Annotated in this window: 19 protein-coding genes; 9 read left to right on the forward strand and 10 right to left on the reverse strand. The window is 62.6% G+C overall.

Translation table 11 applies throughout. From position 1 onward, the window contains the following. The first annotated feature begins 248 nt into the window (after positions 1-248). Both HPY44_21570 and HPY44_21575 read left to right on the forward strand, forming a co-directional pair. Positions 249-1,142 (forward strand): SMP-30/gluconolactonase/LRE family protein, encoded by an 894-nt coding sequence (locus HPY44_21570; protein ID NSW58610.1) that lies wholly within the window; start codon positions 249-251, stop codon positions 1,140-1,142. A gap of 89 nt (positions 1,143-1,231) precedes the next feature. Further along, positions 1,232-2,947 carry a glycoside hydrolase family 99-like domain-containing protein gene (locus HPY44_21575; protein ID NSW58611.1) on the forward strand — a complete coding sequence of 572 codons (1,716 nt, stop codon included), beginning with the start codon at positions 1,232-1,234 and terminating at the stop codon, positions 2,945-2,947. A 33-nt stretch (positions 2,948-2,980) separates the two neighbouring features. Here HPY44_21575 and pstB read toward each other — a convergent pair whose 3' ends face one another. From pstB to phoU, 6 genes are read right to left on the reverse strand one after another with little or no spacing between them, the layout of a single operon-like run. Beyond that, entirely contained in the window at positions 2,981-3,748 is a 768-nt protein-coding gene (pstB, locus tag HPY44_21580; GenBank protein ID NSW58612.1) for a phosphate ABC transporter ATP-binding protein, read from the reverse strand. 2 nt (positions 3,749-3,750) lie between these two features. Continuing rightward, a complete protein-coding gene (locus tag HPY44_21585; protein ID NSW58613.1) occupies positions 3,751-4,533 on the reverse strand; it encodes a phosphate ABC transporter ATP-binding protein in 783 nt (260 codons plus the stop codon). Positions 4,534-4,556: 23 nt separating this feature from the next. Then, positions 4,557-5,423 (reverse strand): phosphate ABC transporter permease PstA, encoded by an 867-nt coding sequence (gene pstA, locus HPY44_21590; GenBank protein NSW58614.1) that lies wholly within the window; start codon positions 5,421-5,423, stop codon positions 4,557-4,559. Continuing rightward, positions 5,423-6,274 (reverse strand): phosphate ABC transporter permease subunit PstC, encoded by an 852-nt coding sequence (gene pstC / locus HPY44_21595; GenBank protein ID NSW58615.1) that lies wholly within the window; start codon positions 6,272-6,274, stop codon positions 5,423-5,425. Before pstC ends, pstA begins: the two co-directional genes overlap by 1 nt. Further along, positions 6,271-7,095: a phosphate ABC transporter substrate-binding protein gene (locus tag HPY44_21600; protein NSW58616.1), complete on the reverse strand. Its 825-nt coding sequence runs from the start codon at positions 7,093-7,095 to the stop codon at positions 6,271-6,273. The genes pstC and HPY44_21600 overlap by 4 nt, the downstream gene beginning before the upstream one ends. A 13-nt stretch (positions 7,096-7,108) precedes the next feature. Beyond that, positions 7,109-7,855 carry a phosphate signaling complex protein PhoU gene (gene phoU, locus HPY44_21605; GenBank protein NSW58617.1) on the reverse strand — a complete coding sequence of 249 codons (747 nt, stop codon included), beginning with the start codon at positions 7,853-7,855 and terminating at the stop codon, positions 7,109-7,111. 813 nt (positions 7,856-8,668) lie between these two features. Here phoU and HPY44_21610 point away from each other — a divergent pair. After that, on the forward strand, positions 8,669-9,070 hold the full coding sequence (locus HPY44_21610; GenBank protein NSW58618.1) for a response regulator: 402 nt from the start codon (positions 8,669-8,671) through the stop codon (positions 9,068-9,070). A 158-nt stretch (positions 9,071-9,228) separates the two neighbouring features. Here the strand turns inward: HPY44_21610 and HPY44_21615 are convergent, their stop codons facing one another. Beyond that, positions 9,229-10,044, reverse strand: a complete 816-nt coding sequence (locus HPY44_21615) for a hypothetical protein (GenBank protein NSW58619.1) — start codon at positions 10,042-10,044, stop codon at positions 9,229-9,231. A gap of 347 nt (positions 10,045-10,391) precedes the next feature. Here HPY44_21615 and HPY44_21620 point away from each other — a divergent pair, with 347 nt between their 5' ends. Together HPY44_21620 and HPY44_21625 are read left to right on the forward strand one after the other, a co-directional pair. Continuing rightward, the gene (locus tag HPY44_21620) at positions 10,392-11,474 is read left to right on the forward strand and encodes a hypothetical protein (protein NSW58620.1); all 1,083 of its coding nucleotides are present in this window, start codon (positions 10,392-10,394) and stop codon (positions 11,472-11,474) included. A 182-nt stretch (positions 11,475-11,656) separates the two neighbouring features. Then, positions 11,657-12,883, forward strand: a complete 1,227-nt coding sequence (locus tag HPY44_21625; GenBank protein NSW58621.1) for a PEP-CTERM sorting domain-containing protein — start codon at positions 11,657-11,659, stop codon at positions 12,881-12,883. 95 nt (positions 12,884-12,978) lie between these two features. On the opposite strand, the gene HPY44_21630 is transcribed toward HPY44_21625, so the two are convergent. Together HPY44_21630 and HPY44_21635 are read right to left on the reverse strand one after the other, a co-directional pair. Next, the gene (locus HPY44_21630) at positions 12,979-13,971 is read right to left on the reverse strand and encodes an NAD-dependent epimerase/dehydratase family protein (GenBank protein ID NSW58622.1); all 993 of its coding nucleotides are present in this window, start codon (positions 13,969-13,971) and stop codon (positions 12,979-12,981) included. Between the two features lie 60 nt (positions 13,972-14,031). Further along, a complete protein-coding gene (locus tag HPY44_21635) occupies positions 14,032-15,363 on the reverse strand; it encodes a hypothetical protein (GenBank protein ID NSW58623.1) in 1,332 nt (443 codons plus the stop codon). Between the two features lie 543 nt (positions 15,364-15,906). Here HPY44_21635 and HPY44_21640 point away from each other — a divergent pair. Beyond that, complete coding sequence (locus HPY44_21640; protein NSW58624.1) at positions 15,907-18,714, forward strand: tetratricopeptide repeat protein; 2,808 nt, start codon at positions 15,907-15,909, stop codon at positions 18,712-18,714. 44 nt (positions 18,715-18,758) lie between these two features. On the opposite strand, the gene HPY44_21645 is transcribed toward HPY44_21640, so the two are convergent. After that, entirely contained in the window at positions 18,759-19,775 is a 1,017-nt protein-coding gene (locus tag HPY44_21645; GenBank protein ID NSW58625.1) for a hypothetical protein, read from the reverse strand. Between the two features lie 287 nt (positions 19,776-20,062). Here HPY44_21645 and HPY44_21650 point away from each other — a divergent pair, with 287 nt between their 5' ends. From HPY44_21650 to HPY44_21660, 3 genes are all read left to right on the forward strand, one after another. After that, the gene (locus HPY44_21650; GenBank protein ID NSW58626.1) at positions 20,063-21,070 is read left to right on the forward strand and encodes a hypothetical protein; all 1,008 of its coding nucleotides are present in this window, start codon (positions 20,063-20,065) and stop codon (positions 21,068-21,070) included. A gap of 100 nt (positions 21,071-21,170) precedes the next feature. Continuing rightward, positions 21,171-23,318 carry a hypothetical protein gene (locus HPY44_21655; GenBank protein ID NSW58627.1) on the forward strand — a complete coding sequence of 716 codons (2,148 nt, stop codon included), beginning with the start codon at positions 21,171-21,173 and terminating at the stop codon, positions 23,316-23,318. Positions 23,319-23,411: 93 nt separating this feature from the next. Continuing rightward, a complete protein-coding gene (locus HPY44_21660) occupies positions 23,412-25,133 on the forward strand; it encodes a CocE/NonD family hydrolase (protein NSW58628.1) in 1,722 nt (573 codons plus the stop codon). The last annotated feature ends 308 nt before the right edge of the window (positions 25,134-25,441 follow it).

The raw sequence follows: 25,441 nt of genomic DNA on the forward strand, positions 1-25,441 counted from the left end.
GCGCTATCGATACTGTGCTCACGGAGCTACCCCCTCGGAGATTGGTTTTGGGTGACAACCTACCGTTCTCCGAACAAAGGGTAGCTCCCTGCGTTCTCAGCAAAATTCACGCCCCGGCATTAGACTTTGGTACGGACTCCAGGCAGGGGCCTGGAACTGGTCCGGCGAACTCCTCGAGAAGATCCGCTAACCGTACCTGGCCGTCGCGAAAATGAAGCGGAACCGATAGCTGTCCCGGAGGTGAGAAGATGGCCGACGTCGTCGCATTCGTTATCTGTTCGGTTGCCATGGGTGATGTGCTGCTCCCGGGTTCGACGGTGGAGCAGGTCGCTACGGGCATGCGCTTCACCGAGGGCCCGGTCTGGGTTCCGGCGGAAGGCTGCCTGCTATTCAGTGACATTCCAGCCAACCGGATCATGCGCTGGACGCCCGGACAAGGGGCTTGTGTCTGGCGTGAGCCCTCGCAGAATGCCAACGGCAACACCCTGGACCTTCAGGACCGCCTGCTCACCTGCGAGCACGGATCACGCAGACTCACCCGCACTGAGCCCGACGGGACGATCACCGTACTGGCGTCCACTTACGCGGGCAAGAAGCTGAACTCGCCAAACGATGCGGTAGTCAAGTCGGACGGGACCATCTGGTTCACCGACCCTCCCTACGGTATCCAGAAGGAACAGGTCGAGCAGGAGCACAACTACGTCTTTCGCCTGGACCCCGGGGCGACCGAACCCGTACCTGTGGCGTCGGACTTCGGCATGCCCAACGGCTTGTGTTTCTCGCCGGATGAGAGGGTGCTGTACATCGCGGATTCATCGGACCGCCACCACATCCGCAGGTTCACCGTGAACGCGGACAACACATTGAGCGGTGGCGAGGTGTTTGCAGTCATCGATCCGGGCGTCCCGGACGGAATGCGTTGTGATGAGGAGGGACGTTTGTACAGCACGGCGGGCGATGGTGTCCACGTTTTCTCGCCCTCCGGGGAGCTTGTGGGCAAGATCTTGACGCCAGAATCCGCCGCGAACTGCGCTTTCGGCGGTGCCAACGGCGACACGCTGTTCATCACCGCCCGCACCAGCCTCTATTCGGTGCGTCTGGCAACGCGAGGCGCGAAACCACCCAAGGTGGCGGAACCGTAATGGGCGCGGATTGCGATATGAAAGGGCCTGAGACCATGGCGAACCCGGGTGTGGCCTGTTTGCAGACATTGACCAGGTGGGCAGGAGGCTTGATTATCCTGCTGGCGCTAAGCTCCCATATCTGTGCAGACACTGCCATCTGGACCGGCCAAGGCGTACCCCAGCCCCAGCCTGTCACCGGCGACGTGACCCTCGGTGTCTACATCTTCCCGGGGTGGTACCGTGACACCGGGCGCGGCGATTACCCCTACCGCACCCACGACGAAGACAGCGAGTGGCGGCTAGTGGCACGTAAGCCCGCCCCGAGGCCGCTTCTGGGCTTCTACGACGACTCCCTGCCTGAGGTCAACGACTGGCACATAAAGTGGGCGCTGGAGCACGGCATCTCGTTTTTCTGCTTCGACTGGTACTGGAACGCCGGCGAGCATCGACTCCTGCGCACACTCGAGCAGGGCTTCCTCAAAGCAGAGCACTGCAACCTGATGAAGTTCTGCATCCACTGGTGCAATCACGGCCTCGACTGGAAAGACCGCGAGTTCAACCGCCCCAAGGACCTGGACTTCCAGGCACCCGCGCTGGTGGAGATGACCGAGTACCTTGCGGACAACTACTTCTGCCTGCCCAATTACCTCACCGTGGACGGCCGCCCGGTGCTGGTGATCTGGGACACCCGGCGCATCCTGCAGGCGAACGGCGGCCCGGAGGGATTCACAAAGACGCTGGAAGAGATGAACAAGGTCTTGCGCAATCGCGGCATCGGCGACTTGTACCTGGTGGCCATCGGGGACATCGCGGAGGCACAAGCCGCGGGCTTCAGCGCCCGGACAGACTACGGTTGCTACGGCGCGGACTTCGACTCCGAGTTCGAATGGCGCGGCGGGTATTCGATCCCGTACGAAACCATGATGGCCCATCAGGAATCCCGCTGGCGCGCCGTTTCCAGCGCTGACGGCCTTCCTTACATGCTCTCCATCGGCTCCAACTGGGACAGCCGCCCGAGGGCAGGCGACGCGGCTCCGGTGATCACAGGGAAGACCCCCGAAAAGTTCGCTCGGCAGTGCCGCAACGCTCTGCGTTACATCGATCGGCGTACCAACCTGGCGATCATTGAGGCGTGGAATGAGTGGGGTGAGGGGAGCTTCATTGAGCCGGACAAGGAGTTCGGTTTCGGCATGCTTGATGCCGTCCGCTCCACATTCACCAATGCCCCCGCGCAGCATACCGACCTGGTTCCGAGCCCCGAGGCGATTGCCGGCTACAGCGTCCTCAAGGGTCAAGAGTTGGCGGACGCGCGGGCGATAGAGGAGCAAGCATACCCGGATCCGCCGCGCTTTCCACGCAGTGTCAAGTGGGCGATCGATTCGCCCCTGCCGGAAGGCCCCGTTGCCAGGAGCTGGGAGTTCGATGGCGGTTCATCCGAGGGCTGGATGCCCTACCAGGTGGAGCCGTTCACTGTGGCGCAGGGCGTTCTCAAGACAAGGGCCCTGGGCGACGATCCCCAGCTCATCGTGGACAATGTGGGTGTGCCGGTGGACGACCTGGATTGCATTGCCCTGCGGCTCAGGACCGCGAAAGGCGTGTCGGCGTGTGAACTCTTCTGGACCACCACGTCGGAACCCTCTATGACCGCCGACAAGGCCATCGTGTTCAGGCTGGTCCCTGATGGTGAGTGGCACACGTACCAGGTCCGCAAGCAGGTTGATGGCAAGTGGAGCGGGACCTTCAAGATCTTGCGCCTGGACATTGGCGGCGCGGGGGACACGATTGAACTGGACTGGATACGACTCTACCAGCGCGCGGGGTGAAACACTCATGCGCGAAGGCGCGCCGTGGTGGGGCTAACCGAATCGGCCCATGATGTATTGCTCGGTGCGCTCATCAGAGGGGGCTGTGAAGACCTGCCCTGTAGGGCCCTCTTCCACCAGTTCGCCCAGCAGCATGAACACGGCGCGATCCGAGGCGCGCGCCGCCTGCTGCATGTTGTGGGTCACGATGGCGATGGTGTAGGTCTCGCTCAGCGCGCGCATCAGGTCTTCAATGTGCAGCGTCGAGTACGGGTCCAGCGCGGAGCAGGGCTCGTCCAGGAGGATCACTTCGGGCTCCACCGCGAGCAGGCGGGCAATGCAAAGTTGTTGCTGCTCCCCGAGGGACAGCTCCAGTGCGGGGGTGTCCAGCTTGTCCGCTACCTGGTCCCACAGGCCTGCGGCCTTGAGGCTGCGTTCGAGAAGCTCCTCCAGGCGGTCTCGACCCACTATCCCGTGGGCGTAAGGCCCGAACAGCACGTTCTCACGCACTGAGAACGGGAAGGGGTTCGGGCGCTGGAAGACCATCCCGACCCGCTTGCGAAGAGTGACGAGGCTGGTCTCTTTGGCGTAGATGTTCTGGCCGTCCAGTGTGACCTCGCCTTCGACACGCGCGCCCTGCACGAGGTCGTTCATGCGATTGAAGGTGCGCAGCAGGGTGGACTTCCCGCAACCGGACGGGCCGATGATTGCGGTGATGCTGCGGGGTTGGACGTCGAGATTGACGTCCTTCAGCGCGTGGAATGACCCGTAGTAAAGGTTCAGGTTCCGTGCGGACAGCTTTGCCCCGGGGTTGGGCTGCATGGTTAGCCGAACCTCCCCTCGAGGAAGTCCGCCGTCCGGGTGTCGCGAGGCCGGGTGAAGATCTCCGCGGTGGGCTGCCACTCCACCAATTCCCCCATGAGAATGAAGGCCGTGCGGTCCGTGGCGCGCGAGGCCTGCTGCACATTGTGGCTGACAAGGATGATAGTGTACCGCTCTTTGAGCGACTGCAAGGCCTGCTCGATCTTCAGCGTGGAGATGGGGTCCAGACCCGAGCAGGGCTCATCCAGCATGACAATCTCCGGGTGCGGGGCGAGAGCGCGCGCGATACACAGGCGCTGCTGCTGGCCACCCGACAGCCGCAGAGCGGAGTCACCAAGTCGGTCCTTGACCTCGTCCCACAGGATGGCATCACGCAGGGCCTGTTCGGCACGATCCTCCAGGAGCTGACGATCCCTGACACCTGCGATGCGCAGGCCGAAGATCACATTCTCGAAGATCGTCTTGGGGAGGGGTGTCGGCAGGGCGAACACCACTCCGATGCGCCTGCGCAGCTCGTTGACATCCACTTCGGGCGCGTGGATATCCCGACCGTCCAGGAGGATGCGTCCATCATGGCGGCAACTGGGAACCCGATCGTTCAGGCGGTTGATCATACGCAGCAATGTGGTCTTCCCACTGCCGCTGGGGCCAGTGATGCCGAGAATCTCATTGGCGTATATCGGCAGGCTCACTGACTTGAGTGCCGGGGTATCGCCGTAAGAAACCGACAGGTTATCAATGGCGATCTTGGGATCGTATAGACCTGAGGTCTCGGCAGATGGCATGGGGTTGGCCGTGTCTGTTCCTTTCACGTGACTTTCGCCCGGAAGCGAACCATGATCATGTTGGCGATGGTGTTTACCAGCAGAATTACGATAATCAGGACTGCCGCGGTACCGTAAGCATGCGGCATAGACAGCCCCTCGCGGGCCAGGATGTAGAAATGGACGGCCATGGTGCGGGTGGGGCTGAAAATGGACAAGGGCAGGCGAAGCGCCGTCCCGGCGGTGAAGATGACGGCAGCAGTCTCGCCGACGCAGCGCCCGATGCTCAGCACCACACCGGTCATGATGCCCGGCAGGGCAACGGGGAGCACCACCCGGGTCACCGTCTGCCATGCAGTGGCTCCGGCCGCGAAGGACACTTCGCGATACGACGCCGGAACCGCCCGAATCGCTTCCTCGGCGGTGCGGATGATGGTGGGCAGGACCATGATCGCCAAAGTCAGGCCACCGGACAGAACCGACCAGCCCATCTTCAGGTGGATCACGAAAAAGATGAACCCGAACAGGCCGAAAATGATGGAGGGCACCCCGGCGAGACACTCGACACCGAAGCGGATCACTCTCGCGAGCCGCCCGGCTTGGGTGTATTCGGTCAGGTAGATCGCAGTGCCGACGCCCAGTGGCGTAGCCATGAGCAGAGCAACCATTGTCAGCAGAACCGTTCCGACGATGGTGGGGAATATCCCGCCTGCCCGGCCCATGCGCTCCGGGGATTCCAGCAGGAAGCCTGGGCTGAGCATCGGCAGGCCTTTGGCCAGAACGAGCACGATGATCCCCGCCAGGACGCCAAGGGCCAGTCCGGCGCAGGCCCACAGGCCAACGACCGCCAGTCGGTGCGTTGTTTCCGGGTTTAGACGCAGACGCGCAGTGTGTCTGTCACTCGCGGCCATCAGCGCTCACCCCGCCTTCCCGCACGCAGGCTGGCGAGGGTGTTCAGGATCATGATGAAGATGAAAAGAACCACGCCTGTGGCGAACAACGCCTCGCGATGCTCTCCTGCAGCGTAGGCCATCTCGAGCGCGATATTGCTGGTTAGGGTTCGGGCAGGGTCCAGTGGGCTTACAGGCAGCTTAGCCGCGTTACCCACCACCATGATTACCGCCATCGTCTCGCCGATTGCGCGGCCCATGCCAAGCACCAGAGCCGCTGTGATCCCGCCTCGGGCAGCCGGAAGAACCACGCGGCTGATTGCCTGCCACTGGGTGAGCCCCAGGGCGAGGGCCCCTTCGCGGTATGAGTTGGGGACGGCCTCGAGCGCATCCTGGGAGATGCTGATCACGGTGGGCAGGACCATGACACCGAGGATCACCGTGGCCGTCAGCACGGACAGGCCCGGCCCCCCCAGAGTCTCGCGGATCAGGGGCACCAGGACGATGATTCCCACGAATCCGTAGACAACCGAAGGAATGCCGGCGAGCAGTTGGATTGCGGGGCGCATGAGGTCGGCAACCCGTCGTGGCGCGATTTCCACCAGGAACACGGCGCAGGCCACGCCCAAAGGCCCGGCAATGATCAGCGAGCCGATGGTGACCCAGATTGACCCGAGGATCATCGGGAATATACCGAAGTGGCCCTTCGTAGGGGCCCATGTGTTGCCGAACAGGAAGGAGATCGGGCCTTCGCGCGCGATAATCGGCGTTCCCTCGATGAACACGAAAAGAGCGATGAGCCCCAACATACCCACAGACGACAGTGCCGAGACAAGCAATGCCTTTTCGATGACGAACTCCCGTATCCTCACTGGGCATCGCCTGACTTCACGGGTATGTACCCCTCCTCGGCGATGATTGCCTGGCAGTCGGGGCGACGGACGTAGTCCAGATATGCTTGCGCTTCAGGGGAAGGCGGGCCCTTGGTCAGCAGCAGGAAAGGTCGGCAGAGCCGGTATTTGCCGCTCTCCACTGTCTCGTGCGTGGGTTTGACGCCGTCCAGCGTCACCGCCGTCACTTCGGGGGTGACCATCCCCAGCGATACATAGGCAATGGCGTTCCGGTCATCAGCAACGATGGTGCGGGCCGCTCCAGTTGAGTCCTGGACGATGGCGTCCGCCGCGATCTGGACATCCTCGCCCATGATCATCTCCTCAAAGGCGCTCCGTGTGCCCGAGCCTTCCTCGCGGGTGATGCAGGTGATACGTGCGGCACGACCGCCGATCTCATCCCATCTGCGGATGCGTCCCGAGAAGATTCCACGCGCCTGTTCGGTGGTCATCTCATGCACGGGATTGTCCGGGTGCACGATCAGGGCAATCGCGTCCCTGGCCAAGAGGAAGCGAGTGAGGCCGGTCTCGTCGGGTTTCAGCTCCCGCGAGGACATGCCGATCGCCGCGGCGCCCGATAGGACCGCGCTGATGCCGGCTGAACTCCCGCCGCCCTGGACATTGATCTGGTGTCCCGGATGCTCGGCCATGTACTTGTCGGCCAGCATCTCGGCCACGGGCTGCACCGAGGTGGAGCCGGCAATGGTCAGACCGCCGGCCTGCGGGTTGTGGCAGCCTGCCAGCGCGGAAATGGCCATGCTTATCGCCACCGTGACTCTCAACCCGGTACGGGCCCGACGCATGGCCACCCCAAGTCTACTCCTCATGATCTACTTGCTCCTCCGGCGGTTCCACAGGTCCGGGTTCGGTGGGCAGGACGCCGTGCTCGCGCTTCCACTCCTCGTTTCGCCACGGGCGCAGCGACCCCGTCTCCGCGTAGGCGATGCGCTCGATGATGTTCTTGGTATGGTCGCCGAGACGCTCGAGATACCGCGCCACAAACATCATCTCGCTCGCCTGGTGGATGACCCGCGGCTCCCTCTCCATCCACTCCAGCAACTGGGAGTGGACGCGCTTGTAGATACGGTCAACCTCCTTGTCCCGATCCCGCACGCTCTTGCCAAAAACCACATCGCGGGTCACGTAAGTCTTGAGGGCATCGCGGATCATGCCCTCCACGATGCGGCCCATCTCCGGAATATCCTCGAGAGGTGCGAAATACGGGTCTCCGGCCAGTCTTATGGCGCACTGGGCGATATCCGAAGCGTAGTCGCCGACCCGTTCCAGGTCCGTGGTCGCCTTGAGGACGCTGGCGACTCGACGCAGGTCCGTGGCCACCGGCTGTTGCAACGCCAGCAATCGTATGGCGCTTTGCTCGATCTCGTCGTCGAGTCGATTCGCCACCTCGTCGCGGTCGCGCACATCCCGGGCAAGGTTTTCGTCTTGCCGGACGAGGGCATCCATTGCATCGTGCAGCATGTTGGCCACAAACTCGCCCATGTGCAGGACTGTGCCGTCGAGTTTCTCGAGTTCGACGTCGAAGGTGTGCCTGACCGAATCCATCTTGCACCTCCCGCAGAGCGTCGTTACCCACGCGCGAGAAAGGGGTCCGGCAGCTGAGGGCAGCCGAAAACAGCGCGATAGGCTACGCGCCCGCGCGATCGGGTCGCCATCGGACCGTCCCACTGTCCAGAGCTTCCTGCAGCGTGGTTCAGACACGGCAACGCGCCACATCTCCGCCCGCCGGGACAAGGCGCCTTCCGAAGCATACCGTATCCTGGGTTTTCCCTCAACCGGTGGACGCGCCGTCGGCCGCCGTCGAGCCGTGCTGAAGTCTGACCGCTGTCTGCTGTCTCTTCCATTGCGAGAAGAACCGCACCGAGGCCCGACATGGAAATGGGTCTGCGCCAGCACAGTCTTCCACTGGATGTCTCAGTCGTGCCCAGGTTCACCTGTCGCCACTTCGGTGCATCTTGTCTGTGCGTGGTGCTCGGTCCACGCAGGACGCAGTTCACCGGCCTGGACCGCACGGCGAGAGCGGGGCACATGGATTTCAGGAGCAAGCAGGTTGCAGAGGAGTTCCCAGACCTCAAGCAGCACTGCATATCGATAGGATGCCCCGCACCACGTTGGCACGTAAGGCTACCCGGATCTTGTTCTCGGCCCGTGAAGGGACATTGGTCGGGTGTGTCGCCTGTCCGTCGCCGTTGATCAGCTGCGTTGAATGTAATCTTTAGGCAAAAATGAGCGACAGTTACCCGTCTTTATGGCAGAATACAAGTCACGCCCGTGCGGCACCACGAGTGAGTGGTTTGCTGTGCGGGCGTTCTTTGTATTGGATCATGGGGGGTGCGCGCCCACGGAGGTCGTCACGTCGTGTGCGTCCGTATTTTGATCGTGGACGATGATGATACGATCCGTGCTCTGCTCACCGACGTCCTCTCCCTGCTGGGCCACAAGACCCTCTGTGCGTCGAGTTGCGCGGAAGCCCTCGCCTCCATGGAGGCGCTTCCGCCCGACCTCGTACTGCTCGACCTCAAGTTGCTCGACGGGCCTGGCTGGATCCTATACGAGGAGATGCAGTCTCGTTTCTCGCTGAGGAGCATTCCAGTTATCGTTCTGACTGGAGACATTGAGGCTCTGCCCGCAGGTGCTCTGCCGGAGTCCCCTTTGCTCGCATTTCTCGAAAAGCCGTTCAGCGTCAAGGCTCTCAAGGCAGCTATTGACGAGGTTGTGACCAATAGCCGCATTACAGCTTTCCGAAGAGAGTGTATTTAGACGCTACATTGGCTCAGGGATGGCCGACTGCACCCACAGAACGGCGCTGCGAAAGTCACTCCGGGCGTCGTGGGCTCCGCTTGGGGCAGGGGAAAAAGGGGAGGCGCGGCAGGCGTACCTTTGACCAGAGCGTTGCAGGAACCTGGGTCATACGTGGCTCAAATCGGCAAGTGTGAAGCGCAGTCGTGACGTGCACATGCCCGCCGCCGTAGAGCGCGCCAGAGCCATACCGCGCAGGAGCGAAATCGAAGCAGCGCATAGCGCGACAGGGAATAGGCCCAGGCACCGGGCGATGGAATGTAGGGACCCTCTGCGTACCCATTCATCAGAGGCGAGCCGTCTGACGAAAGCACGTCGAACTGGCCTTCCCGAAGGCGGTTCAGCACTAGTTCCGCCGCCAGAGCGGGAACGTCCAACCCCAGCGTCGGCACGATCCGGTGCCGTCGATCATCGTGGAAATCCGCAGCGGCAAGTCCAACCAGAGAGCGTCCGAGAGCGCGCTGAGCACGGAGCGCGGAGCAAAAGGGAAGACTCGGCACTGGTCCATCGACGTAGTGGTTCCAAATCTCCCAACCGTCATAGTCGGCTCGGATCCCGCCCGCGAGACTCGGATATGCCGTGGCCGCCGGATGAGCCCAGATGGTCATCCCACCCGCCTCGCGCATGGCTGCAGGTTCGAGGACGACCTGTGGAGCCTCCACACGGCAGATGAGTCCCGGCGGTCCCAGCAGCAGAACATGCCGTCCCCGGTGCCCGCACTCTAAGCCGAGCATACACAGGAACTGATCGTCACTCAGGTCCCGGCATATCTGCAGTGCCTCAAGCCTCATGTCCAGCCCCAGCCGCCAAGTATGTTCACACAATATGAGGAAGCTCAGCCCAAGGCCCTGCGCGCGAGCGCGCAGTTCCGCGGGGCTAAGGGCCCCGTCTGAGAGGGTCGAATGGACGTGGAGGATTCCACGGTAATAGGGCATTCAGGGGCCCCGGAAAACCGGTATTGGACGTCAGTTCGGCAGCCGGTAGCTTCGCCGGGCAAGTCATCTCAATGCGGTGTCCGCAGCAAGGAGCACTGGCCGGAGTATGCAGTTTGCCGGCCAACCTGTGCTCACGTTATTCTGCCGAAGCCGAGGTCTCACCTTCATCGCCGTTCTTGATACAAACATTAGGGCAATCGGTGCAATGCTTGAGATTCGTTCTGTAGGGTCTGTGCTACAGTAATTGAAGCCCGTGCGGCACCACGAGCTACCGAATTTGCCGCGCGGGCTTTTTGCTTGCTGTTTGGGCTGCCCGCGGACGGACAACGCGCAAGGGGGCAGTTGTTATGCGAAGCTTCTTGCCGGGTGCAATTCTCACATTCCTACTGGTCGGCAGTATCCAGGCAAGCCCGATCTCGAGTTGGGGCAAATGGACAGGCAACGTCTTCACCCTGGAGAGGGCAAACGTCGAGTGGAAAGCGTCCGAGGACAATACGACGACTGCCGGAGCGGGAAGCGGCGGTGAGTGGTTCGACATTGAGCACCTGTTTGTCGACGTGGTCACTCGAGACAATGAGACCTTCCTCGAGTGGCTCCTGATCACCAGTTACCCGGGCGTGGAGCCGACGTGGACGAATAATGATGGCGAGTGGATCCCCGACTGGTCATGGCGGGGAGAAAATCCAACAGGGACGGATCCCAATCCGGCGGGGACAGTGCGTCCAGGGTTCGGCCGCAACGCACATGAGCGCGACTACGGCCAACCTGCAGGGGGTACGCCCACGACCTGGGCGTATCGACAAAACCCGGTGCTCGCTTTCGACCTGTACGATACGGATGAGACCCCAACGAGCGGACCCATCTACGACTGGGCTCTCGTTCTGGACTCCAGTGAGCAGGAGAACGTCGTGTCTGACTGGCGAGGCACCCCTTACGACATCACGACGACGCCCACTTTGTACCGGGTGCATAATGCGGCGAACTTCGTCGAATGGGTCCCGCCCGACGCCAGCCAGTTCCCCGTGGCCAAGGTGTCCGACCTGAACAGTAGTAACATCGGGCCGGGCGACAAGTGGACACACGGAGCATCAAACAAGACCTTCGCCGCCGACCACATCGAGGCGACCAACGAGCAACTGCAGGCGACCTACTGGCGGATGGACTTCAATTGGTACTGGACCGGGAGCATGCAGCTCACCGACAACGCAGGCAATATAGCTCGCGGCATGCCCATGGAAGCTCCCGATGCCTTCGACCCATCCGGCAGGACCAGTGTGCATTACGCAATGTGGTGCGGGAATGACTTCATCGATGCGAACGCCAACGGGTACAGTGATGAGATCACACCCGAGCTGTCGCCCGGTCTGCTGATGATCCTGGGAGCAGTTCCCGCGGGCGTCATCTTGCGACGGCGACGCCGACAGTGTTGACCGGGCGGCGCTGGAGATGAGACGGGGGTTCTAGGGACCTGACCCACAAGGGCGCTGCTCTTGCACAGAGTAGCGTTCTTTGGCGTTTGCCCGCCATCATCGGAGGTGAAGGAGGGGAAAGGCCATGATACGGAATGGCTGCGATGAACCTCAACCTTGGCGCTTTGGTGGGGTGCTGGCGGATGAGTAGCCGTTCCCTTTATTTCCTGCTTCTCCTTCTGCCTGCGTGCGGGCATCCATCGACGATCACGCTGATGGGTGTTCCTGAATATCAGTGGTTCCATGGCTGTTCGCCGACCGCCGGCGGAATGCTCTTCGGTTACTGGGACTCGAGACCAGGTTACGGCAACCTCTTCGACGGCGATGCATCGGTGTGGTGGGGCAATGATGACGGCAGCTCCGGCACGAAACGAATGGTCGCCAGCCAGGAGTTCATCACCGGCACAACTCATCCCCTGAATTGTATTGCTGACTTCATGGGCACGGACGCTGCAGGCGGCTCGTTCTCTCAGGGCATCTTCGCGGGTCTGAGGCGCTACGCCTATTGGGACGATCCCATGACGTCCACCAATGAGTCATACACTTTCTTTTCGAACCACCACCTGGTCTACAACCAAAACACCATGAGCCCCCAGGATGCCCTGGGCGCTTTCAGCTTTGATCTGCTGATGCGTGAGATTGATGAGGGCAGGCCGATGATTATCAATCTCAGCCTGAACAACGGAAAGGGGCACTCCGTTGTGGCCTACGGCTACCAGGACAATGGACCGGGCGACCAGTGGTTTGCTTGCCGCGACACATGGTTGGACGGCAATTCCGACGGTGTCAAGGGAGTGTCGGCAAAGGTCGAGGACGGCATTGAGTGGTGGAAGTGGCAGGAAGCGCCGGTTGGCAAGGACTTCGGCGAGGCCTACTTCGTGGAGGAGGCCGTATACTTCGGACCACAGAACGATGGGTGGGTGTACGAGATCGAGGATCACCACGCGTTTGGTAGCGCACAGCAGGTCCTGGGCACGACCACCATCTACGGATCCATTGGCGCCAGAAACGAAGAGGACTGGTACGCCTTGTGGATGTCTGCCCATGATATCCTGGCCGCGAGCACTTCAGACGACCTGTTTGGGACCGAAGGTCTCGATTCTTACCTGGAACTGTATGACCCTGCGGGTACCCCCCGGATCGCCCAGGACGATGTCTTCGCAAGCCGCAAGTCGCACTTCTCGTACCGGGCGGATGTCGAGGGCTGGTGGCGGCTTCGCGTGACTGGGGTGTACGGGACTAGCACCGGAGACTACTACCTGAACCTGAATACGTACCAGAATGACATACCCGAGCCGGGGACTTTGGGGCTCTTTGGGCTCGGTCTGATTGCGGTCGGCCTGTACCTGCGCAGAAGACGCGATTGCTGAGACGCTGCCTAATGGTGTTCGCCCGGGGCTGCATCGGGTGGCCTGCGGAGGGATATGGTGGTAGCACCGGGCCGCAGCGTATGCTGCTGATGCCGTCAGGCGGAGGCACGGGTACAGTTTTGCTCTCTGCACCAGCGGACGAAAGCGCGCAAGCCTGAGGCGAGACTGGTCCCCGGCGTCCAGTTCAGCAACTTGCGGGCCTTCGTGACGTTGGCCCACGCCTTCGGCAGATCCTCGCGGGTCGGCGGCCGCCAGTCGATTCTTGCCTGTATGCCCAGTAGCAGCTCCAGGGCGCGTACGATATTCATGACTGTGTAGGGAGCGTCGCTGCCGAGATTGATGACCTCGAATGAACTGGGTGCCCCAAGTTTCGGGTGCTCACTGGCCGCTATTATCCCTCGAACAACGTCATCGACGTAGGTAAAACCGCGGCTTACCTCACCGTCCCCGTAGACAGGAAGGGGCTTGTCCTGCAGCATGAGATGGACAAACTTGCTGATGAGCAGGTCGGGTCTTTGGCGGGGACCATAGACACTGAACAAACGCAGGCACACCACGGGCAGGCCATACAGGTGATGGTACGTGTAGCAGAAAGCTTCACTTGCGATCTTTGAGGCCGCATAGGGCGAGGTCGGCGTCGAGATTGACTGCTCTTCCGAGAATGGCGCTGAATTTGCTGCTCCATATACGGACGAGCACGACCCGAGAATGAACCGTTCGATGCCCCTGCCGACGCACTCATGGAGCAGATTCACTGTGCCGGCGACGTTGTCCCCAACGCACGCACCTGGGTCTTCCAAGAACGTCTGCCCGCCGTGCCTCGCGGCCAAATGCACGACGACACCGATCTTTTGCTTATTGAGGCAGGTCCGCACCAGCAAGGGATCGCGTACATCGCCCTCGACGAGGGTGAAGCCTTCATGTGCCAGCAGTGAGGCGATATTGCCGCGCTTCAGCTTGGGGTCGTAATGCGGGTCGAAGCTGTCGATCCCAATCACTTGGCGTCCCGCGGAGAGCAATGCTTCGACGAGATGCGAACCGATGAACCCGGCCGCACCAGTTACCAGGTATGCACGCTCGCTGCCCATCGTCTCCCCCTGATCGAGGTTCTTGCACCCACGCCTCGTGCACAGGTGCACCCCGGATGATCATTCGCTGGCCGCCAGAGCCACCTGCACCAGTGACATACCCATGTCGATTAGCTCGTCCAGACGTTCCGCGCTCACTGCCTCGCTGCTGACCTTGATGTATGGCGAGGTGCCGCTGGGCCTGACCAACAGCCAGCCGTCGTCCCAGTCAACTCGGACGCCGTCGATGCTTGTGAGTTGGCCGCTACACCGGCTGGCCCAGTGCTTCACGGACTCCATCGCCCTCGTCTTGCTCGCCTCTGAACAGCTCAAACGTTTCTCTCCCCGGAAAAGCTCGGGAAGCGGGGCAAGCTCCTTACGGATCGTATTCAGATCACGGTGCGCGAGCAGGACCATGCTGGCGTAGAGGGCCGATGAGAAGAAACCGAGTTGCGGCAGGATGTAATGACCACACTCCTCCATGCCGATTACTGCCTGCCGATTCTTCACCTCGCGGGCGACGTTGGTGTCTCCGACCTTTGTTCGCCACAATCGGCCGTCGGCCAGAGTGACGGCCTCCTCCACGTACCTTCCCGTCTCAACGGTGCCGATCACCTCGCCGCCGCAGGCCTGCTCGAGTGCGATCCGTCCCATGATTGCGTTGCAGCGGTGGAGTCCCAGGCAACCTTCGTGGTCCAGAAACACAACGCGGTCATTGTCTCCATCCAGGCAAATCCCGCCGTCCGCTCCAACCCGGCGCACCTCCTCCACCGTTTTCTCCAGCGTGGACGGCGTCGGTTCGGGATCACGGGTACACAGGGTTAGATCAAGAGCGCAGTTGACCGTGGTGACCTGATGTCCCAGGTCGGCCAGGAGTTCCGGGAAAATGCGACCCGCCGGCCCGCAAGCGCAGTCAACAACGAGCTTCAGGGGCCTAAGCGGCATCGGACACATCTCGCGCAGCCACGTGATGAGCACATCGTTGCCCGAGATGTCGTGGATTTGGCCGGGGAACAGCGACTGGACGCTGCCGCGGTCGTAAAAGGCGCGCTCGATTGCCTCGCAGCTCAGAGCCATGCCGTTGCGGTCGCAAAACTTGAACCCGTTGTGGTTAATAGGGTTATGACTTGCTGTGACCATGATCCCCAGGTCACACCCAAGTTCCCGGGTCAGCAGGGCCAGGCCCGGCGTGGGCATCATGCCCAGCCGCATCACGTCGAGCCCGTTTGACGCAAGCCCAGCTACAAGGCAGCTTTCAATGGCGGGACTGCTGGGTCGCGTGTCCCTCGCAACACAGACCCGTTTGAATGGTCCCAGGTGCCGCGCGACCGCTCTCGAGACACGTTCCACCACTTCATCGGTCATTGTCTCGCCGACGACGCCTCGAATCCCGCATCTTCCGAATGTGGGCAACCCCTGCATCTCCACAAGCACCAGCCGCCACGCCCTTCAGATATTCCTCCGCCATGACCCCGATGATTGGGCCCGAAAGGCGACGCCCGGGGTATGACAGGAGGCGCCGTCCGGCGAGTCACGCCGACATGGAGCAACACGGATAGCCGCCGGTGCGACGCTCGGGAGCGCACTCCGACACCCGTGGCGTCTCAGGCCTCAAGCCGTCGGTAAACAGCAATTCGGGAATGCATATTGAGCCAGGGTCTCATCAGCCCCGTCTCTCCAGCGGCACCTGTAAGAGACGGTCTCCCACATAAGTATAGGCTGACAGAACACCGACGTCAACACAGTCCGGCCACGAGTAGCCGGAAGAGCACTCACGCGACTGTTTTTTGCCCATTTGTGGCCGATGGCGCAGGAAAAGACCGAGTCGACACCGAATTACCAGATGTGTCGCGTCTGAAATCGGCTTTCGAGCAACGACGTACGGGCGAGGATCGTGCGCCTATCAGCCCGTGCGCATGAGACTCGCGTCTGGGGTTTGCGCAGAAGGAGGCTCGCATGCTGGATGGGCCCGAGATCACCTTCCTTTTCACCGACATCGAGGGCAGCTCGAGTATGTGGGAGCACCACCCGGCAGAAATGCCCGCGGCGATTGCGCTGCATGACGCGATCATACGCCGCGCAGTGGCGCACTGCGGAGGTGAGATCTTCAGCGCCAGCGGGGACGGTTTCTGCGCCGCTTTCGCCGGCGCGGGAGATGCGGTCCGCTGCGCTGTTATGGCACAGCTCGAGATAAGGCGTGCTCGCTGGCCGACTGGGATCGGCGGGCTAGCGGTTCGCATAGCGCTTCACACGGGTGAGGCCTGGTGTCAGAACGGTGGCTATCTAGGGCCGCCCCTCAATAGATGCTCGCGCATTCTCGCCACAGCCCACGGGGGGCAGATACTTGTCTCCGAGCGCACGGCCTGCGCAGTGAACGGCGCCCTTCCCCCAGACGTGGCGTTGAAGGACCTGGGCGAATGCCAATTGCGCGATCTTATCCATCCCGAGCACCCGTACCAGGTTCTGCACCCTGACTTGCCCGCCGACTTCGGGCCTCTGCGAGGCCTGGATGCTTTCCCAAATAACCTCCCGATCCAGCCGACCAGTTTCGTCGGGAGAGTCCAGGAACTGCGAGAGATCAGCGGCCTGCTGAGAAACAATCGCTTGCTCACGCTCACAGGTGCCGGCGGTGTGGGCAAGAGTCGGCTCGCGGCGCAGGTGGGAGCTGACCTATTGCACGAGTTCCCGGATGGCGTCTGGCTAGCGGAACTCGCGCCTCTTACAGACGCGGCTGAAATACCCGAGGCGCTGCAGTTTCTGCTGAGTCTGCATGATGCCCCGGGTGGCCCGACCCTCAGGGCTATAGTACAACACCTGCGCCCTCGCAGAACGCTCCTCATTCTTGACAATTGTGAGCACATCATCGAAGGGGTCGCTTCCCTGGTGGTTGAGCTGCTCCGTTCGTGCCCCAACCTGGTACTGTTGGCCACTAGCCGTGAACCCCTTGACGTGCCGGGCGAAATTGTGTGGCGGGTGTCTCCCCTGCGTGTGCCCCACCTGCCCTGGGATGAGATCGACGAGCACGGGGCATTGGAGGCGATGGCGAGTTGCGAGGCGACCCAGTTGCTTGCCGAGCGCCTGTGGGCGCAGACGTCGGCGGCCGGGGTGCACGCAACGGATGCCGTGGCGGTCGTCCACATCTGCCAGCGCCTTGACGGCATCCCGCTCGCGCTCGAACTGGTAGCCCCCTGGGCGCGCACGATTCCCCTGTGTGAGATTGCTGAGAGGCTGGACAATCAGCTCAGTTTCCTCAACCGCGGCCCGCGCACGGCAGACGCCCGCCAGAAGACGCTGCGCGGGGCGATGGACTGGAGCTACGACCTGCTGTCCGAGCAGGAAAGGGCCCTGCTGCGTCGATTGTCAGTGTTCTCGGGTGGCTGGACGCTGGAGGCCGCTGAATTCGTGACCAGCGATCCCGACGTTATCCGCGGGCTGATCAAACGGGATGAGGTACTGGGCCTGTTGGGTGAGCTGGTAAGCAGGTCCCTGGTCGAGGTAGACCCGTGCAGAGACAACATGCGCTACGGTCTGCTGGAGCCGGTGAGGCAGTATGCAGCCGAAAGGCTGGAGGAGGCAGGCGAGGCAGATGACCTTCGCCGCCGGCACCGGGACTACTATCTTGCGCTGGCGGAGACGACCGGTTGCATGCCACTCGAGACCACTGCCGATCGTCCGCCAGAAGTCGACATCGGGGAGGCCGTGGTGAAGCTGCAGCCCGAGACGGCCAATCTTCGCAGCGCTCTGGAATGGAGCCTGTCCGTCGGGGACTATGACGGCGCTGCGCGGACTGGCACAGCGGGTTACTGGCAGTGGTACGGATGGTATCCCTACGGCCTCGTCGGCGGATGGGCGAGCCGGATTCTGGTTGGCCTGAAAGAGCGATCGCTGTTTCTCAAGACTCGGATGCTCCTGGCATCCGCGCATCTTGCCGTAATGCGTGGAGATCGCTCGAATGCGGAAAAGCGCGCCTACCAGGCACTGGAGACTGCAGACATGATCGGGGACCGACTTGGCAAGGGCTACGCACTCCTTGCGCTTGGTGTTCAGGCTTGGCGGGGAGGCAACTACGTCGAGGCCGAGGAGCTCCTCCGCCATAGTCTCGAACACGGGACATCCCTCGGTGATTACTTCTGCACCATCTACTCGCTCAACACTCTGGGTAACGTGTACGTCTACCAGGGCCGCTACTCGGAAGGGGAAGCTCGACACAGGGAAGCGCTGCGCTACGCCCAGCAGCACCACGACCCACGCTGCATCGCCTGGGCCTATCTCGATCTAGGCCTCATCGCACGGTGCACGGGTGACTATGGGCGTGCAGACGAGTTGTATAAGCAGGGCATGGACATCGCCAAGCCGAAGGAACGCATGGTGATCGCCTACGCCCACAATATGATGGCTGACCTTGCCCGGCTGCGCGGCGATCCGACTGGCGCGATGGACCACGTTGCCCAGGCGCTGAGGATCTTCCGGCATCTGGAGGACGCCCCTGAAATAGCCACGGCTCTCGAGACGGCGGCCAAGACCTGCACATCTCTCGGGGAGCCAGCGAAAGCGGCGCGCCTGTGTGGGGCCGCCGCTGCTTTACGGGAATCATGCGGTGCGCCAATCCCCCCGATACTCCGCGCCGAATGGGACGAGTGCATCGCCGCGGTGCGTGGCACGATGGGTGACGATGCTTTCACGCGGGAGTGGGAACAGGGGAACACGATGGACACCCGGGCCGCCATCGCGTATGCACTCGGCATCGCATCCAGGTTGCGCTGATCACGGCGTCTGCTTCGCGGGGCCAGCGACGGTCGCCGTTTCACTCACCAAGTCGTAGCGAACCACCCGTAAAACACGTCTGCATGCCCCAGGTACTCCCCTGTGCGCCGGAATCCGCTGGGTCCGAAGGACATTCCCAGGATGTAATCCGCCGACTTGTAGTAGTTGAGGCCCACGCCCCAAGCCTGGTCGAGATTGGTTATTTTCACCGAGAACTTCGGAGACAGAAACTGCTCCAGCGCCACGTACCAGATGTTGATGGACTCGCTGACATTGGGCCCCTCAATATCCCCGTTTTCGAAGTCCAGAGAGACCGTGGTCCCGAGACGAGGGCGCCATGCGAGGCCCACAACTACAACATCGGTTTCGTATGAGCCCGTCAGAAGACCGTTGGCGCCACCTTGGGCGAGTGACGGCGGGGGCAGGAACCACGTGTCGCTCTCATCGCGGTGGTAGGCCGCGCCGAAGGTCAGATCGTCTGTCACCGGCACCTGGAAGCCGACGCGCCCACACAGGTCGCTCTCGGCCTCGCCGTGCGCGATGGGTTGAGGCCCCGCGGGAGTGTCCACGAAGAGCCGGGTCGTGGACTCATTCCGCGGATACCAGGTGACGCCCCAGCGGACCCCGAAGTCCTCCCGCGCGTAGGTGAGCGCCCACGCCTCACCCGCAAACTGCGCGGAGACTCCGGGGGGCAAGATTCGCGGCATGGGCGCGATGTCTGACTCGAAGTCGTAGCGTGCTATCCGGAAATAGTTGTTCCCTGAACTGCCCCAGTACGTCTGTATGTAAGTATCCACACCCGGGCCATTGTCGAAGCTGATGCGGCCTCCGTCCAGTTCCAGGAAGTTGCGGATCTGGTAGTCCTTTGCACCGACTGCTGCTGCGGGGTTGAATGTGAACAGGCCGGTCTCTACCGCATCGGGAGCATCGATGCCGAAGGGGGACAGGGTTTGGTGGGCGAGCATGGGCGCTTCGGGGCCGAACTGGGCGAAGCCGACAGCATGGAAGATGAACAGGGCAAACAGAGTGAGCAATGCAGACAGGACGTTTCTTGCATGCATAGTGGTCTCCCCTCTCCCGTGACGCCCACAGTACGAGCACACAGTCATCGGCCGGTCTTGCCGACACGGTCTTGACGTCCATCGGTCTCGTAATTCGTCGCGTCGTTGTGTTCATCCTGCCGGGCGAAGGGAATAGGGCCGAAGTCGCGGAACTTTGGGGGCGCTGCCTAGCACGAACAGGAATGCGGCGAGAAATGCTAACCGGAGACAAATGTCGGCGTGCATTCGGAGTGGCGTTGGCCTGTCTGGTCTGGCGGGCTGCCGCCGCCAGCGCTGATGGTGATGCGATGATATCCGACGAAACGCTGCAGCAGTGGTCCGCACCCTATCGCGGGTGGCATTACCGGCCCGAACCGGTTATCCCCGCCGAGCCGAGAATCCCAGGCTTCGAAGACTTCCACAGCACCGACTGCCCCTGCGTCTACCAGCTTCCCGGGCAGCCCGGACGGTGGTACATGAGCTTCATCGCTTTCAACGGCCAGGGCTACAACAGTTTCGTGGCCGAGAGCGACGACCTCATCCACTGGCGAACGCCCCGACTGGCAATGGGGTTCGGCCCCGAGGGCGAGTTCGACAACGGCGGCTGCGTTGTGGGCGCTTATCTGTATGAGTCCTACGAGGTGAAGGCCCCACGCGTTCTGAAAAGGCTGGACGGGAAGTTCTGGACGCTCTACGGCTGCTATCCGCGCCAGGGCGGCTACGAACTGCGCCCCGGCTATGAGGGCGTGGCGGTGAGCGACGACGGGCTCACCTGGCGCCGCGCGAAAGACACCTGGATCCTGTCGGTTCATGAGCGCGACCGTGGCGAGTGGGAACAGGATTGCATTTATCAGCCGTGGCTAGTGGAGCACAACGGCCTGTACTACAACTTCTACAACGCAGCAAAGGGCGGCATTGAGCAAAGTGGCGTGGCGTTCTCCACCGACCTGCTCAACTGGGTACGCTACCCGCTGAATCCCGTGTTGCGTGTGCGGCCCGGGGGATGGGACGAACAGTTCGCTTCGGACCCCAAAGTGTTTCGCGACGGCGACCACTGGGTGATGTTCTACTTCGGTGTGGGCAGGGGTGGAGCCCACATAATGGTGGCGTTCTCGCGGGACCTGATCCACTGGGTGGCCGATCCCGAGCCACTGTACAAGGCAAGTGGGCACCCGGACGGACTCGACAGCCAGTATGCCCACAAGATCAGCCTGGTGTACAATCCAGCCAATGACACCATGTACTTGTACTACTGTGCTACCGGCGCTCGTGGACGCTGTATCGGCTTGCTGACAAGTCGTCCGATCGAGCGCTGACGCATACCCGGACGAGTGCATTTGCCCGCATTTCCTGGGCAGGTTACCTTCGCCATCACCCGGACGCAGAGGCACGGAACCTCACGCCAAGAGAGCGACGATGTCGGATTCGAGCATCTGGTCACTGGTCGCCGCAGTACGCGCGGAAGCCATTCAGGTCCGGCGGCTGAACACTGCGTCGGCACCCGTACGCGAGGGCGAGGTCTTCGCTTACCTCCTGGAGCGCGTGCCTGTCGGCATCCCGACTGGAAGTGCACTCGCCGGGGAATTCGGGTGGGAATACTGCACGCCGGCCGACCGCGCGCGCTGGACCCGTGCCGAGCCCGCACCCGCACCTGCGCCGACTCCCTCCGCTCCTTCGCCGCTGGAGCTGGTGGCCGCCCGTTTCCACTGCCACGGCAGCGACGGCGGCAGCGCCCACACCACTGTTGACTACGGGCGGGTGATTGCTGAAGGCCTGGGCGGAATCCTCGCCGAGATCGACGCCGGCCTGGCGGACGCAACTGGCGCGAAGCGCGAGTACCTGCTAGGTATGCGGGCGGCGCTGGTCGGCGTCATTCGGTGGGCGGAGCGCTATGCGCTACTTGCGGATGCGCTGGCCGCTGAGACCCAAGATCAGGATGAACGCGCGCGCATGGAGCAGATTGCCCGGCATTGCCGGCGGGTTCCCAGCCTGCCTGCGCGCACTTTCGCGGAAGCCCTCCAGAGCGTCTGGCTGATCCATCTCGCGGTCGGGCTGTCCGAGGGCTCCGGCTCGTCGCTGAGCCTGGGCAGACTCGACCAGTACTTGCTCCCCCTGTTCATGGGAGATCTGGACCGCGGCATCCCACTGGGGCAACTTGAGGACCAGTTGGAGGAGTTCTTCCGGGCGCTGAACTCTTTCTTCGGCGATGCGGCCTGCACGGTGAATCTCGGCGGCTCGGACGAGCATGGGCAGACCCTGTTCAATGCGCTTTCGCGAACCATCGTGGAAGTCGCCGCACGGCTCCGTCTCCCGGCGCCGATTCTCGCGGCGCGCATCGACGACGGTCTCCCCGAAGATGCCTTCGACCTGTACACCGACCCGGCGTTGTTCGCCATCGGTCAGCCCACTTTCTACGGTGAAGAACCCTGCAAGGCGGCGCTCATCCGCCGGGGCGTGCCTGCAGATGAGGTGCATGGCTCGGCCGCGAACAGCTGCATGGGATTGGTGATGCCCGGCCAGGAATGGTCGAACATGTGGGGCACGGTGGTGAACCTGCTGCTCCCACTTGAGCTTGCGCTCAACGGGGGGAGGCCCTTCGCCCACGCGTTGCCCTTGTCGCTGGCTACGCAGGCTCCGGACGCTTACGGGGACTTCGATGCACTGTTTGCCACGGTCTGCGGGTACACGAGGGAGCTTGTGGACCTGTTCATCAAGCAGACCGAGCGGGACACACAGCGGCGCGGCGCCGAACGTCCGAACCCTCTCGTTTCGGCGCTTCTTGCGGACTGCGTCGCGCGCGGAAAGGACCGCCTTCTCGGCGGCTGTAGATACCAGTCGGTGATCGTGGAGGCGTTCGGACTTGTGAACGTGTCCGACGCGCTGGTGGCGATTCGGGAACTGGTCTTCGACCGTGGCATCTACAGCCTGGAGGAACTGGTCCGGGCTGCCCGGGACAACTTCGAGGGGCATGATACGATTCTGCGGAATATCCTGGGCGCGCCGAAGTACGGCAATGGGGACCCGAGGGCTGACGAGATGGCGCGGCGGCTTGCGGAAGAGTATGCGGACGCGGTCTCGCGGCATTCCCACGATGGTCTGTACTACTTGCCTTCCTTTCATACCCTCACGGCTCACGTCCCTGCGGGAGCAAAGACCGCCGCGAGTCTGGATGGCCGCCGTGCCGGCGAGCCGCTGGCGAAGAACATCGGCACCTCGCCCGGACGCGCGACTTGCGGGCACACCGCCCTCATGCGCTCCGCCGCAACCATCGACCAGAGCGCGTACAGCGGCGGGCAGGCGCTGGACATCCGCGTGGCCCCCGGTCTGCTGGCCACAGTCGAGGGCCGCCACGGATTCCAGGCGCTGCTGCGAACGTACTTCCGCATGGGCGGTCTTCAGGTACAGGTCAATGGACTGAGCGCCGATGAACTGCGCGCGGCGCGCGTCGAACCCGAACTGCACCGGGACCTCATCGTGCGCATCGCCGGTTACTCGGCCCCGTACGTCTCTCTGCCGCCGGAGGTGCAGGTCGAAATGATCGCGCGTTTCGAGGCCGGTCTGTAGTCGGAGGTCCTTCCCTCTGAGACGGACAGGTTCCCCGCCCTGCTACGACGAATGAATCCCGCGACCGTGCCAGCCTTCCGCGAGGTGTTCCCCATGTCCCATCACAGTGCCGGTGCGCTGGGAGTCATCGCCGAGATCGACGTCGAAATGCCGATGCGCGACGGGACGATCCTGCGCGCCAATGTCTTCCGGCCCGATGCCCCCGGCCAGTTCCCCGCGATACTTACCCGCACTCCCTACGGGAAGGGACAGGGCTGCGACCAGCGTTTCGTACGCTCCGGGTATGTAGTCGTCAACCAGGACTGTCGGGGTCGCTACGCCTCCGACGGCGAGTTCCAGTCCTTCCATATCCCTCACAGTCAGGAGGCGGATGACGGCTACGACAGCGTGGAATGGGTGGCCGCTCAGCCGTACTGTAACGGTCGCGTGGGTTTGATGGGGTCGTCGTATCCCGGCTGGCTGGCGTGGGAAGCAGCCTCCGCGCAACCGCCGCACCTGGTGGCCATGTTCGCAAGCACCATCCCGGTGGAACTCACCGACCTGGACTACCCGGGCGCATTCAAAGCCGCGCGGCGCCTGCACTGGTGGCTTGTGAGCATCGCGCCGGACCTGCGCAGACGCGCCGGCTGGCCGCCGCCTCACGATTCCGCGGAGGCCCGCGAGATGTGGTCACGGCCTGCAGGCGACCTGTGGCTTTCCTTCCTGCCCTGGCGCGATATCGCCGACGAGCTCCCACCGCCCCTGGGTGAGCAAGTTCGTGCCTGGTTCGATAATCCGCTGGCCCCGGTGTGGCGCTTCACCGACAAGCACCGCCGGGTCCAGGTGCCGAACCTGGACTTCACGGGCTGGTACGATCACTGCTGGTCGGCGGGGCACCTGTCCAGCATGCAGAAAAACGCCGCTACACAGACCGCACGAGAGCAGACGAAAGTGATCATCGGCCCGTGGGGACATGCCGGGAGGGGGAATCGGAAGTGCGGCGATGTGGACTTTGGCCAGCAGGCTGAAGTGGACATGGTCCTCATGACACTGCAGTGGTTCGACCACTGGCTCAAGGGTGTCGACAATGGCGTGGAGCAGTGGCCCGCCTGCCGCTACTTCGTGATGGGCTCCGGCCAGTGGAAGGCCAGCGAAACGTGGCCGCCGGAAGTAACCGCGCGCGACGTCCTCTACCTCGACAGCGCCGGCTCAGCAAACCCGGTCGCGGCGGGCGCATCGCTCGTTGCCCGGCCGCCCGAAGTCGACCATCCCGATGAGTACACATATGACCCCCGCAATCCGGTGCCAACGCTCTGGGATGCCGCTATGTTCACCCAGGCCCCGGATCGCCGCCGGCTTGAGCATCGCCGTGACATCCTGATCTACCGGACCGAGCCGTTGCAGGAAGATCTGGAAGTCGTCGGTTGCCCGGAAGTCGTGCTCTATGCGTCCTCTTCCGCACCCGACACCGACTTCTTCGCGCGCCTCGTGGATGACGGCCCCGATGGCATCGCCCTCGAAGTCTGCTACGGTTTCCTGCGGGCGCGGTTCCGCAAGGGGTTCGAGCGCGAGGAGCTTCTTACCCCGGGGGAGGTGACGGAGTTCGCCATCCGCCTCGGGCCGACCGCCGTCTGCTTCAAAGCCGGACACCGCATACGCCTGGAGATCACCAGCAGCGACTTTCCGTGCCACGACCGCAATCACAACACGGGCGGGGACGACCTGATCGAAACCCAACTCGTGACTGCGCGGCAGAGGGTGCACCATTCTGCGGCCTACCCGTCGCGACTCATCTTGCCGCGGATCGGCGCGGAAGATGTCGGGAAAGTCTCATAGTTGCCCCAGGGGCCGGTGTTGGTCATCTCCCTGCAAGTGGCTCCGAAGGCCGGCTATGCAGCGCAGATCAGCCGCGCGAACAGTGGGGCCGTGATTCGTTGCGTGGTTCAACACCGTTCCGTGTAAGCGCAACGTGATAATGTCCGGTTGGTGCAAAGTAGAAATGTCCGGTGGTAGTGTCATCGTCGTCGCGCGGCGAACTATCCGGGATGGAACTACTCATGAGCGTAAAAGAGCGTGACTGTCTGAAGATCGTTTCGCAGTTGGCAGGACCCGGCGGTGGTGCCGGCAAGTTGACCCAGGCCCAG

Source organism: Armatimonadota bacterium (assembly GCA_013314775.1).
Lineage (GTDB): Bacteria > Armatimonadota > Zipacnadia > Zipacnadales > JABUFB01 > JABUFB01.

Coding starts and splice junctions, on each gene's coding strand:
- HPY44_21600 (NSW58616.1), bottom strand. CDS start 7,095: ATGCGTCGGGCCCGTACCGGGTTGAGAGTCACGGTGGCGATAAGCATG.
- HPY44_21620 (NSW58620.1), top strand. CDS start 10,392: ATGCGAAGCTTCTTGCCGGGTGCAATTCTCACATTCCTACTGGTCGGC.
- HPY44_21625 (NSW58621.1), top strand. CDS start 11,657: ATGAGTAGCCGTTCCCTTTATTTCCTGCTTCTCCTTCTGCCTGCGTGC.
- HPY44_21630 (NSW58622.1), bottom strand. CDS start 13,971: ATGGGCAGCGAGCGTGCATACCTGGTAACTGGTGCGGCCGGGTTCATC.
- HPY44_21645 (NSW58625.1), bottom strand. CDS start 19,775: ATGCATGCAAGAAACGTCCTGTCTGCATTGCTCACTCTGTTTGCCCTG.
- HPY44_21615 (NSW58619.1), bottom strand. CDS start 10,044: ATGCCCTATTACCGTGGAATCCTCCACGTCCATTCGACCCTCTCAGAC.
- HPY44_21655 (NSW58627.1), top strand. CDS start 21,171: ATGTCGGATTCGAGCATCTGGTCACTGGTCGCCGCAGTACGCGCGGAA.
- pstB (NSW58612.1), bottom strand. CDS start 3,748: ATGCAGCCCAACCCCGGGGCAAAGCTGTCCGCACGGAACCTGAACCTT.
- pstA (NSW58614.1), bottom strand. CDS start 5,423: ATGGCCGCGAGTGACAGACACACTGCGCGTCTGCGTCTAAACCCGGAA.
- HPY44_21585 (NSW58613.1), bottom strand. CDS start 4,533: ATGCCATCTGCCGAGACCTCAGGTCTATACGATCCCAAGATCGCCATT.
- HPY44_21660 (NSW58628.1), top strand. CDS start 23,412: ATGTCCCATCACAGTGCCGGTGCGCTGGGAGTCATCGCCGAGATCGAC.
- HPY44_21640 (NSW58624.1), top strand. CDS start 15,907: ATGCTGGATGGGCCCGAGATCACCTTCCTTTTCACCGACATCGAGGGC.
- HPY44_21650 (NSW58626.1), top strand. CDS start 20,063: ATGATATCCGACGAAACGCTGCAGCAGTGGTCCGCACCCTATCGCGGG.
- HPY44_21570 (NSW58610.1), top strand. CDS start 249: ATGGCCGACGTCGTCGCATTCGTTATCTGTTCGGTTGCCATGGGTGAT.
- phoU (NSW58617.1), bottom strand. CDS start 7,855: ATGGATTCGGTCAGGCACACCTTCGACGTCGAACTCGAGAAACTCGAC.